The following is a 12,498-nucleotide window of genomic DNA, read 5'->3' as shown; positions in this document are numbered from 1 at the left end:
CCGAAATGTTTGCACTATTGCAGCACTTCGGGGACTTCCTCTCTTTTGGAAAGTCGGAGAACCCATATGCCACGTATTCCTGTTATAAATACCAGCCATCTTGATCGAATTGACGAACTTTTAGTCGATAATTTTGAAACGGGTGAATTTAAACTTCATCGTTCTGTTTTCACAGATCAAGCCCTTTTTGACCTAGAAATGAAATACATCTTTGAAGGCAACTGGGTTTACTTGGCACATGAAAGCCAAATTCCAAATAACAACGATTATTACACCACCACTATGGGGCGTCAGCCCATTATGATTGCGCGTAATCGCAATGGTGAATTAAATGCCATGATCAACGCGTGTTCACACCGTGGCGCACAGCTTTGTCGGCATAAGCGTGGTAATAAAGCGACTTATACATGCCCATTCCATGGATGGACATTTAATAACTCTGGGAAATTACTCAAAGTTAAAGATCCAAGCGATGCTGGTTATTCAGACTGCTTCAATAAAGAAGGTTCACACGATCTGAAAAAAGTAGCTCGTTTTGAAAGCTATAAAGGTTTCTTATTTGGCAGTTTAAATCCAGATGTACCAAGTTTAGAAGAATTTTTAGGTGAAACAACCAAAATCATTGACATGATTGTTGATCAATCTGAGCAAGGCTTAGAAGTTTTACGTGGTGCTTCAACCTATACCTATGAAGGTAACTGGAAACTGACTGCTGAAAATGGTGCAGATGGTTATCATGTTTCAGCTGTACATTGGAACTATGCAGCGACCACACAGCAGCGTAAAGAAAAACAGCAAGAAAATGACAATGTCCGTGCAATGAGTGCAGGTGCTTGGGGCAAACAAGGTGGCGGTTCATACGGTTTTGAGCATGGACATATGCTGTTATGGACCCAATGGGCAAACCCTGAAGATCGTCCTAATTATCTAAAAGCAGATGAGTACACTGAAAAATTCGGTGCGCCAATGTCGAAATGGATGATCGAACGTTCACGTAACTTATGCCTTTATCCAAATGTCTATTTCATGGATCAATTTGGTTCACAAATTCGTGTATTGCGTCCAATTTCAGTCAATAAAACTGAAGTGACGATTTACTGTATTGCACCTGTAGGTGAAAGTCCTGAAGCGCGTACACGACGTATTCGCCAATACGAAGATTTCTTTAATGCTTCGGGCATGGCAACCCCTGATGACCTTGAAGAATTCCGTGCCTGTCAAGCGGGTTATGCTGGTATTGAGCTTGAATGGAATGACATGTGTCGTGGGTCAAAACACTGGATTCAAGGACCTGATGATGCGGCCAATGAAATTGGCTTAAAACCTAAACTGAGTGGTATTAAAACAGAAGATGAAGGCTTATATCTTGCCCAACATCAATACTGGTTAGAAATGATGAAACATGCCATTCAATCTGAAAAAAATCTTGCTCAACAAGAAACATCTCAGCAAGGAGCAACAGCATGAATGCAACAGCAAACATCGATCAAGTTTCTTTAGAAAATATTGCGCAATTTCTCTACCGCGAAGCACGTTTTTTAGATGATGAACAATGGGATCAATGGCTCGCCTGCTACTCACCCTCAGCATGTTTTTGGATGCCTGCTTGGGATGATGATGATCGTTTGACCGAAGATCCTCAGTCTGAAATTTCTTTGATTTATTACCCTGACCGTCAAGGTTTGGAAGACCGTGTTTTTCGGATTAAAACTGAACGTTCTTCGGCAACCATGCCTGATACACGCACTTGCCACAATATTAGCAATATTGAAATTATCGAAAGAGATGGTGACAAAGTCACAGTCCGCTTTAACTGGAATACACTGAGCTTTCGTTACAAAAACAGTTATAGCTACTTTGGTATGTCTCGTTATGTCATCGACTTTTCTGCTGCACAACCACAAATTCTGAATAAATATGTGGTGCTAAAAAATGACTACATCAACCAAGTTATCGATATTTACCACCTCTAATTTTTTATCTCGAATTGTGTAAAAAATATGAGGTGTTTGCTTTAGCCAAATGGAAAGTTGGCTAAAGCACTCAAAAGTTTTAAAGATTTTTATAGGATTTTCAGCCATGTCAAACCACAATGTTGCTCTTCAATTTGAAGATGGCGTAACGCGTTTTATCTCAGTTACACAAGGTGAAACTTTATCTGATGCAGCATATCGCCAGAAAATCAATATTCCTTTAGATTGCCGTGATGGTGCTTGCGGTACATGTCGTGCTTTTTGTGAATCTGGTTCATTTGACATGCCTGAAGAAAGTTATATTGAAGATGCTTTAACACCAGAACAGGCTGAACAAGGCTATATCTTGGCCTGCCAATGTAGACCTTCTTCTGACGCAGTATTCCAGATTCAAGCTTCATCTGAAGTATGCAAAACCGAAATTCATGCATTTCAAGGCACATTATCTCGTGTGGAAAAGCTCTCTGATTCCACCATCACTTTCGATATTCAATTAGATGAAGGTCAGCCCGATATTCATTTTCTTGCAGGTCAGTATGTCAATGTGGCAATTCCACAAACCACTGAAACGCGGTCTTATTCATTCAGTTCAAAACCCGGAAATCGCTTAACAGGCTTTGTGGTACGTAATGTTCCAAATGGAAAGATGAGTGACTTTTTAAGTGCAAATGCCAAAGCGGGCGACAAAATGACCTTTACTGGTCCATTTGGAAGTTTTTACCTTCGTAATGTAGTTCGCCCTGTCGTTATGTTGGCAGGCGGTACGGGTATTGCACCATTTATGTCGATGTTACAAGTGCTTGAAGACAAAGGCTCACAACACCCTGTACGTTTAGTATTTGGAGTAACCAATGACTTTGACCTTGTGGCGCTTGAAAAGCTCAATGAACTGCAAAATAAACTGCCATGGTTTGAATACCGCACAGTCGTTGCGCATGCTGAATCAACACATGAACGCAAAGGTTATGTGACAGGTCATATTGACAATGACTGGTTAAATGGCGGTGACGTCGATGTTTATTTATGTGGTCCTGTTCCTATGGTTGAAGCTGTTAGAGGCTGGTTGGATACTGAAGGGATTAAACCTGCAAACTTCTTATTTGAGAAATTCTCTGCAAACTAAAATCGTACTGTTCAGGAGCTGAGAAGAATGTCAGATCGCCAAAGATTTAAAAACAAAGTTGTCATTGTTACTGGTGCCGCACAAGGTATTGGTCGTGGTGTCGCCCTACAAGTGGCAGCGGAAGGCGCGCATGTGGTTATGGCCGATCGTTCAGAATATGTCGAAGACGTGCTTGTTGAAATTAACAAAAATGGCGGTGATGCAATCACCGTCAATGTAGATCTGGAAACTTTAGCGGGTGCTCAAGCTGTCGTTGCTAAAGCCATTGAACGCTATAACCGTATTGATATTTTGATTAACAATGTCGGTGGTGCAATTTGGATGAAACCGTTTCAAGCGTTTTCTGAAGAAGAAATTATCAAAGAAGTGCATCGCTCACTATTTCCAACCTTATGGTGTTGTCGAGCAGTCCTGCCCGAAATGATCAAAAATCAAAAAGGTACCATTGTTAATGTATCCTCTATTGCAACATGCGGTATTCATCGAGTGCCCTATTCAGCCTCAAAAGGTGGTGTAAATGGTCTAACTACAGCACTTGCATTTGAACATGCCAAAGACGGTATTCGGGTTAATGCTGTTGCCACTGGCGGTACAGAAGCACCGCCACGTAAAGTCCCGCGCAATACTACGGCATTGACCGAAAATGAAAAACAATGGATGCAAGATGTGGTAGATCAAACCATTGATCGCACTTTTATGGGCCGTTATGGTTCGATTCAGGAACAGGTCAATGCAATATTATTTCTTGCGTCTGATGAATCCTCTTATATGACAGGTACTATTGTCCCCGTAGGTGGTGGTGATCAGGGTTAAAACTGGTTTCTTTTTATATAGCAGGATCATTGAAATTCAATGCATGGAGGCTTTGCCCAATGGCATCCCTGTTCAAAACGTTAAAACAAGATTGGTCTTTGTCAGCGACAGTTGCAGGATTTTTAGCTGTACTGATTTCTTATGCAGGGCCAATGATCATTTTTTTTCAGGCCGCTCAACAAGCCAATGTTTCCTCAACCATGATGGCATCATGGATCTGGGGGAGCTCTATTGGCGCGGCAATCACTGGAATCATTTTATCCATTAAGTTTAAAACGCCGATTATTACCGCATGGTCAGCACCGGGAACGGCGCTCTTGGTGGCTTTATTTCCGCATATTTCCCTCAATGAAGTTGTTGCAGCCTATATTACTTCTGCAATCATTATTTTTATCATTGGGATTACTGGTTCTTTTGACAAACTTTTAAAATGGATACCACAAGGGCTGGCAGCGGGAATGATGGCTGGAATTTTGTTCCAGTTTGGTTTAGGTCTGTTTAAAGCTACTGACACAATGCCCTATGTGGTTTTTGGTATGCTGATCTGTTTTTTACTGGCAAAACGCTTTTCACCTCGCTATGCCATAATTTGGGTATTATTTTCAGGTATTGCGCTCAGTTTTATCTTTGGAAAAATCAATCCGGTACCAATGGATTTTTCATTGGCAGTTCCTGTTCTGATCAGCCCAGAGTGGACCTGGTCTTCTACATTAAACCTTGCAATTCCACTTACAATTGTCAGTTTAACGGGTCAGTTCTTGCCGGGTATGGCAATTCTCAAACTGAATCATTACGAAACACCTGCTAAACCGATTTTAAGCATAGCCAGTATCACCTCAATTGCTGTGGCTTTTACTGGTGGAATCACGATTGTGTTAGCAGCGATTACTGCTGCACTTTGCACGGGTAAAGATTCGCATGAATTGAAAGAAAAACGCTATATCGCAGGTATTGCCAATGGCATCTTCTATATTTTAGGGGGATTATTTGCAGGCAGTTTGGTGATGCTATTTAGCATACTTCCCAAAGAGTTGATTGCGGCACTTGCTGGATTGGCCTTACTCGGAGCAATTACCACCAATCTTGGTATTGCAATGAAAGATGAAACACAACGAGATGCTGCCATCATTACTTTTCTTGCCACTGTATCAGGTATGCATTTTTTAGGATTTAGTTCGGTTTTCTGGGGAATTTGTATTGGCATGATCGCACACTTGATTTTAACTCGACAACAATCAAAGGCTGCCATTCCTACTCCAATACAAGATTCGCCGCAAAGTCAATAAACCAATATATTCACTTAATAATCAGTATAAAATCCCATGCAGTTCGATGGGATTTTTATGTAATAACGCGTTCTGGAATATAACCAAGTTTCACTTTATGAAAGCGCCATTTCTTGCAGTTAAATCTTAAAATATTTCACTGTTGCTTATTGGTGATTTCTAAATACCAAATCGTTTCTCCCCAATCACTATTTTCAATTTTTGGAAAAATTTCTCCTTGTTCAAAATAACGAGATTGAGATTTTTTTGCTGGGCCTTCCCGAGCGTATAATTTTTTACCTTTTGGAACAGTGTATTCCAAATATTCTCCATTACTATTCCAACTTGCCCATACAGCAAATCTATCTAAAACCAAGTTTGATAATTATTTATTTTTTTCATTTTTACAATATGCAATTAACCAATAAATTCTCATATTACGCAAATTAAAACAAGATCATTCGTGCATTAATTTATAGATATAGCTGTATTAAGCTGTGTATTTTTTGTACCAATACCGTATTTGTATAATCTTTTAATCTTAAAATCAAAATGCAAAATCCAAACAGTTTGAAATGCAAAAAATTTGATTTTTCACATTTTCAAGACATAAAAACCGTAGCAGCATAATAAGGATATTTTATGACTGAAACACATATTTATCAGCCACATGAAAAACGTAATCGTGTCATGGCTATCGTTGGGGCTGCTTCTGGTAACTTGGTGGAATGGTTTGATTTCTATATTTATGCAGCATTCGCAACCTATTTCACCCACGCATTAACCGCTCCAGATATGGATGACTCCACAAAAGCAATTTATGTGTGGGGCGTCTTTGCTGCTAGTTTTTTCATGCGGCCCATAGGCAGTTGGCTCTTTGGCTGGATTGGTGATACCTATGGACGTAAAAAATCCATGATCATTTCTATTACCTTAATGGCGATCAGTTCATTTTTATTTGCAGCACTCCCAACTTATGATCAAGTCGGTATGGCAGCACCATTTCTATTATTGGCTGTACGACTGTTGCAAGGACTTTCAGTGGGTGGTGAGTATGGTACAGTTGCAACCTATATGAGTGAAGTTGCTTTAAAAGGTCAACGCGGTTTTTATTCCTCTTTTCAGTACGTGACACTGTCGGGTGGACAACTTTTAGCAAGCCTTTTAGGCGTGATTATGTTGGCCCTTATGTCTAAAGAACAATTAATGGACGGTGGCTGGCGTATTCCATTTGTTATTGGTGGTGTCGTTGCCATTCTTTCATTCTTTGCGCGTCGACATTTAAAAGAAACCTTATCTGAAGATGATAGTGCAAAAGAAGGTTCAGGCAGTTTAAAAGAATTACTCAGCAAGAACTGGAATACTTTCCTACTTGTCGTTGGTTATACCTCTGCGGGTTCATTGTGTTTTTATATCATCACAGTATATTCAAAAACCTATATCACCAGCCTTGGTTTTGCCGACAAAACGGTCGGCTATATGATGACCATTGCCCTATTTGTGTTTATGTGTGCACAACCTTTGTTCGGGATGCTGGCAGATCGAATCGGTCGTCGTGCTTCAATGATGCTCTTTAGTAGCAGTTGTGCCATTTTTATCTATCCTGTCATGGTCATTGCGATGCCGTATTTTAGTGGTTCAGCTTTTATCGTGACATTATTACTGATCTTCTTAATGATGTTACTCAGTTTTTATACTTCAATTAGTGGTTTAGTTAAAGCAGAAATGTTCCCGCCACATATTCGAGCCTTGGGAGTTGGTTTTGCTTATGCAGTCGGTAATGCAATCTTTGGTGGTTCTGCTCCAGCTGTTGCATTAAAGTTAAAAGATCTCGGTCATGAGAATAGCTTCTTTGTTTACGTGATTGTCATGCTGATTATTTGTCTTTTCTGTAGTATGCAACTCCCTAAACAGCCAAAATATTTACACCATGATCATTAAGCTCAGTATTTTAAGGTCTGTTTTTACAGACCTTTTCTTTTAATACATGCCTTTTGTTGTAAAATATCCGCGTATATACAATAAAGTCTTATTAAATCTTGAGGAAAAGATGAAAAAAATATTGTTTGTTCTTACCTGTATTTCATTCAGTCATTTTGCCTATGCTAAAACACAAAACTATATACTGACCAATGGCGGTGGTGTTGATGACAATGGTTTGCTGTTAAAAAATACCCAAGGTAAAACCATTTACGCATATTGCAATCAAAAGTGCGGGCAATGGTTTGACCATGATGAAGAAACAGGCGGTCAAATTTTAAAAAAGGAATATATTGAAAAAAAGGTCCAAGCAGATATTCAATTTGAAAAAAATGCAGATCGAGTTGCTGGTCCTAGTGCAGATGAATCTTTTTACTTCATTAAACAAATCAAATTTATTGAATAATTTAAAAATAAATCATGACATTAGAATCCGCTCACCCTTCTAAATGTCATGCGCTTTATGCCCTTATTTTGATACTCTAAATTTAGAGGGATCAAATCCTTAGACTTTATGTGTTAATAATAAATCAATAGAAATCAACTAAATTAAAACATCTTGGCGTCCAGGTATGTCTGAAGCAGCAATATTGGCAATTGTTTGGTTATACTTTTTGATACTGCGCTTGGTATTTCCCATGATTTCATATAAAACCTCTTTAACAAGGTCATGCTCTGGATCTTGTAGATAAGCCGCCTGACACCACTTAACTGCTTCAGCATAGTCATAATAATGAGGTCGATTTTTAAGATCAAAATGTAGTCTTGCTATCGCACACATTGCAGCAATATGGCGTTTATGTGCTTTTGTTTTTAAAACTGCAATCATTTGCTCTGCAATTTCAGGATAATAGCTAAAATTAAATAAGCGCGTGACATAAATATCAATCAGATCATTCAGCAAATCAGAATTAATATAACGATGATCTTGTTGCGACTTCTCTAAGCCTAATCGGCTCTGTTCAAAATACCCTAAGCTCTTTTTTAAATATTCTTTAGGTTGAGATTGGTTTTCATCCATACTTAAATTTAGATAGTGTATGCCCATATTATACATGGCAATATAATGACCTTGGTCTGCTGCTTTTTTTGCATAATACAGTTCTTGATTCACATCATATAAAGGATGTTCAGCCAAAGAATGAATATAACCCGCGCTAAAGCAACAATATACAAAACCTAAATCTGCACCTTGATGTAATAAATCAATGATAAAAATATAGCCGTGATCATCATCAAAATTGTTTGCGACACGGAAAAAACAACAGTAGCGCCCTTCAGGATAAGCTTTTGGTGCTTCCAATAATTTTGCCTGTTCATACCAAGATTGAGCAACCAATGGATTTTTTTCAACACTAGACCAACCATGTTGACATAGAAAACCATAAAGAACCGCAGCACTGGCAAGACGCTTCCGATTGGACAATGCAATTCGGCCTAGAAAATCTGAATCTTGAGCATTATGTCGCCAAAAATAAATTGCTCGATCAAGCTCATACTCATCAAATACAGGATAATCTGCAGCATTTTGATAACAAGATAAAATTCTTGGATCATTTTCATCTAACAGATAATAGAAATATGCCAATTTTAAATAGATGACTGCTCGATTACGTTCCGTTAAGGGGCGTTTTAAGATTGTTTGGGCTTTTTGGATATATTTTTTTATTTCAAGTGTCTGATCTTTATCAAAACTTGTATCAAGCGTATCAAACCACACGATATAATTTAATTCACTTTTTTCGATTTCGCTAAAATGTTGACACCAATCCGACTGAGCAAAATCTATAATGGCCTGATGATCGTGTCCCCATCGTGGCAAGAGATACCAACAATAATCTCTTACTGCAAGCAAGCCAAAACCTGATTCTTCTATAAATATTTTTAACCAAAAAGCGGCATGTGCTTGAGGTAAATCAATTTCTTCTTTCAAATTTAGATATTTTTGTAAAAGTTGAGGCACATCTTGGGGTAAATCAATTTTTAAATCTTGATTTAAGCCACTTTTTTGCGCCATTGCTTGGGCTGAAGGTTTTATTTTATGGACTAAATTTGAAGGATATCGACGCTTAAGCATCCACTCTGCAAACCATTCAGGTTCATCCAAGTGAACTGCCGAATTTAATAAATGCAGTGCAATTGTCCATGTCTCCGCACTAAATGCAAAAGCTTGCATTGCAGAAGCATACAATTGCTTTTGCGCCTCTCTTGCACAATCCCACATTTCATCTGTAACATTGCTTGACCATTCTTGCCCACGATATTCAGCTGCCCAAAAAGCCCAATAACGCACACGAACAATATAAGGGAAAAAGCTTTCTGGAAAAGCCAAATGCCATTCATTGATATGTTTTAATGCTGTTATGCCGTGATTTAAGAATATGTCATTAAACATTTGTTTGGGCTGATCAAACCATTCATTTTCCCAAAGCTGCGGCAATTTATGACTTCGACTTTGCCATAACACATTGAAAAAATTTTCCAATTCTGCATAGTTTTTATTTTCCAATAAACCTTGCGGACAATGGATATCTTTACGAAATACTTCATGGGTATATTCAGATTTAATCATCATTCAGCTACTTTGTTTTTATTATGGGTTGAGAATAAATCAATATTCCATGAATAAAGTGACCAATTATTGGGATATATGGATTGATATAAGTGTAAGTCTTGCTTTGCAGAGCGATCATAATTTTCAAAATCTGAATGTTTAAACATCAAATACAGCTCACGCCCTGCGACATATTTCTCGCCCATATCCTGCCAGCTAGAACAACAGTCTTGAATAATCTTCGATGAAGCAACAATATATTGCCATGCATCATATTCCTGTAATTCATAGAACTGCACCAATAACCGTATAGTCAATATTTTTTGAATATGGCTAAACACCAAAATATCTCTTAAATAACTTGCAGTACCAAATTCACTACTTGAATAAAGATTTTCTAATTGAGCGATTTGAAAATATTGATTTAAAAAATAACGAATCTGTTTCTCTTTAGAGCCTACTTTTTTCTGTTTGATATTTAACAATTGATTTAAATGTTTTTTATATATTTCTGGATGCTGTTCAAAATGCGCTAAAGTTAAGCTATCCACCTGATACCATTGAATATGATTACGAAAATAAATCAGATCACCAGTTGCAAGCATCCATTGCTTACGATTGTCCTGCTTTAAATTTAACAAAACCCAAGGCAAGGCAATGATATAGACGATAATTTTAATCATCCAACCCAGCAATGGAATCTTGCTTAATTCATATAAAGTCTGAATCAACCAGAAATAAGGCTTAAAGATCACGCTCCACAGCGATTTGTTTGACTTTGCTTGACTTAACTCAACCTTTAAATCAAATTTTTTCTCAGTTTGCTGTTGATTTGTATAAGCAACGATCTCTTCTATATATTTTTCTGATGGGTGCCTGATATGTTCTGGACGATTTAGTCCCAGCAAAAGATGCTGAATCACATGGGTTTGATGATCATATTGTTCCAATAAATGTTGATTTTTCATCAATAACGTTTCAATTTTACAAGGATCATCCAATTCATGAAAATAGAAATACAAGGCTTGATTGGCATGATCCGTTGAACCCTCATTTATCTCAGGTTCATAGACGATCCCCATGCTTAAACAATCTGGGTTATGATTATTATTTGGTAGAATATGATTTAAAAATAATAAGACATCATCTGCATATTTTTTAACTGGTGCTTGATTCTGCTTACCTTTAATCTGCTCAATACACCACACTTCACCATCCCATTCTAAACTGATGGTAACATGTGGCTTATTGCTTGAATCCCTTAAGCTAAAATAACGAAATATTCCCTGCTCTTTTTGCGTTACATAGTATTCACCATAGCCATCTTTCAATTCAATCAGGTTGCTAAACTGCCCTAAACAGTGCTGCATATAACGTGATTCAAAAGCCATTTCCTTACGCAACAACATTCCTGTTGCCGTAATTTCAATAAACTTGCCTGTATTTACAGTTAAAACTTCATCAATTGCCTGCTCACTGCTATCCCATTGCCCTTTTTCTAAACGCTTTTTCATTGCTTCATGATCTTTATGCCAAGCGTCTAACACTTGCTCATAGGTCATTTTCATGAATTTGCCTTTTAAATTGCTTTTTAAACGCGAATTAAAAAACTCTAAAATGGGCTTTTCCAGTTCCAAAATCTGTTCATGTAAAGGATCAACATACAACATCTGATGTTCTGGCTGTTGTTCAAGCTTGTTCAAAAACCATGTAGGAATAGGCTGCGGAAGTTGACAAATTTTCCAAGCAGAAACCGAATTTACATAAAAAACTGGATTGAATTGTTTAATCACATATTCAAAGAATTTTTTTTCAAACCACTGAGTAATTTCTGGATCATCTTTCCGGCGTTGACTACGCTCTACAATTGTTTTTTTCACTTCAGGGGCATTGACAATATCACGTGTTTCCATGCTGTTCCAATTTGACTTATTTCTAGTACATTTGATTTTTATAAAAAATATTCGAAATGATCGAAGTATGACTTGCTGTTATTTTATAACAAATTAATTCTAAGAAAATACGTTTCACTCATATTTCACAATATTTATGTTAGGATTTTAAAAATTTTAATTGTTTATCCTATGAAAAAAATTGTAGTTTTCTCAGGTGCAGGAATGAGTGCAGAAAGTGGAATCAGCACTTTCCGAGATAGTAATGGCTTATGGGAGAATTATGATATTCAAGAGGTGGCTACACCTGAAGCTTGGCAGCGCAACCCTGCCTTGGTGCAACGTTTTTATAATGAACGACGTCAACATATTCTCAATGCTCAGCCCAATCAAGCACACGATATCATTGCTCAACTCGAACAACATTTTGATGTCATTGTAATTACTCAAAATATTGATGATCTGCATGAACGTGCAGGAAGCCAACAGGTTATTCATTTACATGGCAATATCCGCCTTGCTAAAAGTTCTAAACCCAATGCGCAGTACACAAATGAGTTTTATCCTATAGATGGTTGGCAATTGGACCTAGAACAACATAAATGTCCTGAAGGGTTTCCACTTCGACCTCATGTAGTTTGGTTTGGTGAAGCGGTTCCTGCGTATGAAGAAGCAGTACAGATGATCCGTGATGCTGATATTTTTATTGTTATTGGCTCCACATTGACCGTCTATCCTGTGGCAGGTTTAATTCACGAGATTCCAGAACACTGTGATGCGTATTATATTGACCCGCAAGCCAGTTATGAGCGTGTTCCCCAGCAATATCAATGTTTAAAAATGAGTGCGACTGAAGGAATGCAACAGCTTTTTGAAAAACTGACAACACATTAAAAAA

Annotated in this window: 11 protein-coding genes; 8 read left to right on the top strand and 3 right to left on the bottom strand. The window is 37.8% G+C overall.

From position 1 onward, the window contains the following. The first annotated feature begins 66 nt into the window (after positions 1-66). The 5 genes from benA (at position 67) to benE (ending at position 5,195) form a co-directional block, all read left to right on the top strand. On the top strand, positions 67-1,467 hold the full coding sequence (gene benA / locus CQZ96_RS01840) for a benzoate 1,2-dioxygenase large subunit (RefSeq protein WP_105712508.1): 1,401 nt from the start codon (positions 67-69) through the stop codon (positions 1,465-1,467). Further along, a complete protein-coding gene (gene benB / locus CQZ96_RS01835; protein WP_004719895.1) occupies positions 1,464-1,973 on the top strand; it encodes a benzoate 1,2-dioxygenase small subunit in 510 nt (169 codons plus the stop codon). The genes benA and benB overlap by 4 nt, the downstream gene beginning before the upstream one ends. Positions 1,974-2,079: 106 nt before the next feature. Further along, a complete protein-coding gene (gene benC / locus CQZ96_RS01830; protein WP_105712507.1) occupies positions 2,080-3,096 on the top strand; it encodes a benzoate 1,2-dioxygenase electron transfer component BenC in 1,017 nt (338 codons plus the stop codon). Positions 3,097-3,123: 27 nt separating this feature from the next. Next, positions 3,124-3,909, top strand: coding sequence for a benzoate diol dehydrogenase BenD (gene benD, locus CQZ96_RS01825; RefSeq protein WP_105712506.1), 786 nt, complete (start codon positions 3,124-3,126; stop codon positions 3,907-3,909). Positions 3,910-3,968: 59 nt separating this feature from the next. After that, the gene (gene benE, locus CQZ96_RS01820) at positions 3,969-5,195 is read left to right on the top strand and encodes a benzoate/H(+) symporter BenE (protein WP_105712505.1); all 1,227 of its coding nucleotides are present in this window, start codon (positions 3,969-3,971) and stop codon (positions 5,193-5,195) included. Positions 5,196-5,331: 136 nt separating this feature from the next. Here the strand turns inward: benE and CQZ96_RS01815 are convergent, their stop codons facing one another. Beyond that, positions 5,332-5,496, bottom strand: coding sequence for a hypothetical protein (locus CQZ96_RS01815; protein WP_004719888.1), 165 nt, complete (start codon positions 5,494-5,496; stop codon positions 5,332-5,334). Positions 5,497-5,816: 320 nt separating this feature from the next. On the opposite strand from CQZ96_RS01815, the gene CQZ96_RS01810 reads away from it, so the two are divergent. Together CQZ96_RS01810 and CQZ96_RS01805 are read left to right on the top strand one after the other, a co-directional pair. Further along, positions 5,817-7,115, top strand: coding sequence for an MFS transporter (locus tag CQZ96_RS01810; protein WP_004821900.1), 1,299 nt, complete (start codon positions 5,817-5,819; stop codon positions 7,113-7,115). Between the two features lie 109 nt (positions 7,116-7,224). Then, positions 7,225-7,560 (top strand): hypothetical protein, encoded by a 336-nt coding sequence (locus CQZ96_RS01805; RefSeq protein ID WP_004719884.1) that lies wholly within the window; start codon positions 7,225-7,227, stop codon positions 7,558-7,560. A gap of 138 nt (positions 7,561-7,698) precedes the next feature. Here the strand turns inward: CQZ96_RS01805 and CQZ96_RS01800 are convergent, their stop codons facing one another. Both CQZ96_RS01800 and CQZ96_RS01795 read right to left on the bottom strand, forming a co-directional pair. Beyond that, complete coding sequence (locus CQZ96_RS01800; RefSeq protein ID WP_228722766.1) at positions 7,699-9,729, bottom strand: DUF4034 domain-containing protein; 2,031 nt, start codon at positions 9,727-9,729, stop codon at positions 7,699-7,701. Beyond that, the gene (locus tag CQZ96_RS01795; protein ID WP_228722764.1) at positions 9,726-11,621 is read right to left on the bottom strand and encodes a cytoplasmic protein; all 1,896 of its coding nucleotides are present in this window, start codon (positions 11,619-11,621) and stop codon (positions 9,726-9,728) included. The genes CQZ96_RS01800 and CQZ96_RS01795 overlap by 4 nt, the downstream gene beginning before the upstream one ends. 171 nt (positions 11,622-11,792) lie before the next feature. On the opposite strand from CQZ96_RS01795, the gene CQZ96_RS01790 reads away from it, so the two are divergent. After that, on the top strand, positions 11,793-12,494 hold the full coding sequence (locus CQZ96_RS01790) for an SIR2 family NAD-dependent protein deacylase (RefSeq protein ID WP_105712504.1): 702 nt from the start codon (positions 11,793-11,795) through the stop codon (positions 12,492-12,494). Positions 12,495-12,498 lie beyond the last annotated feature (4 nt).

It is taken from the genome of Acinetobacter sp. MYb10, from assembly GCF_002980175.2.
Classification (GTDB): domain Bacteria; phylum Pseudomonadota; class Gammaproteobacteria; order Pseudomonadales; family Moraxellaceae; genus Acinetobacter; species Acinetobacter guillouiae.
Note: the sequence above shows the minus strand (reverse complement) of the source record. Positions and strands in the feature narration are given on the sequence as shown.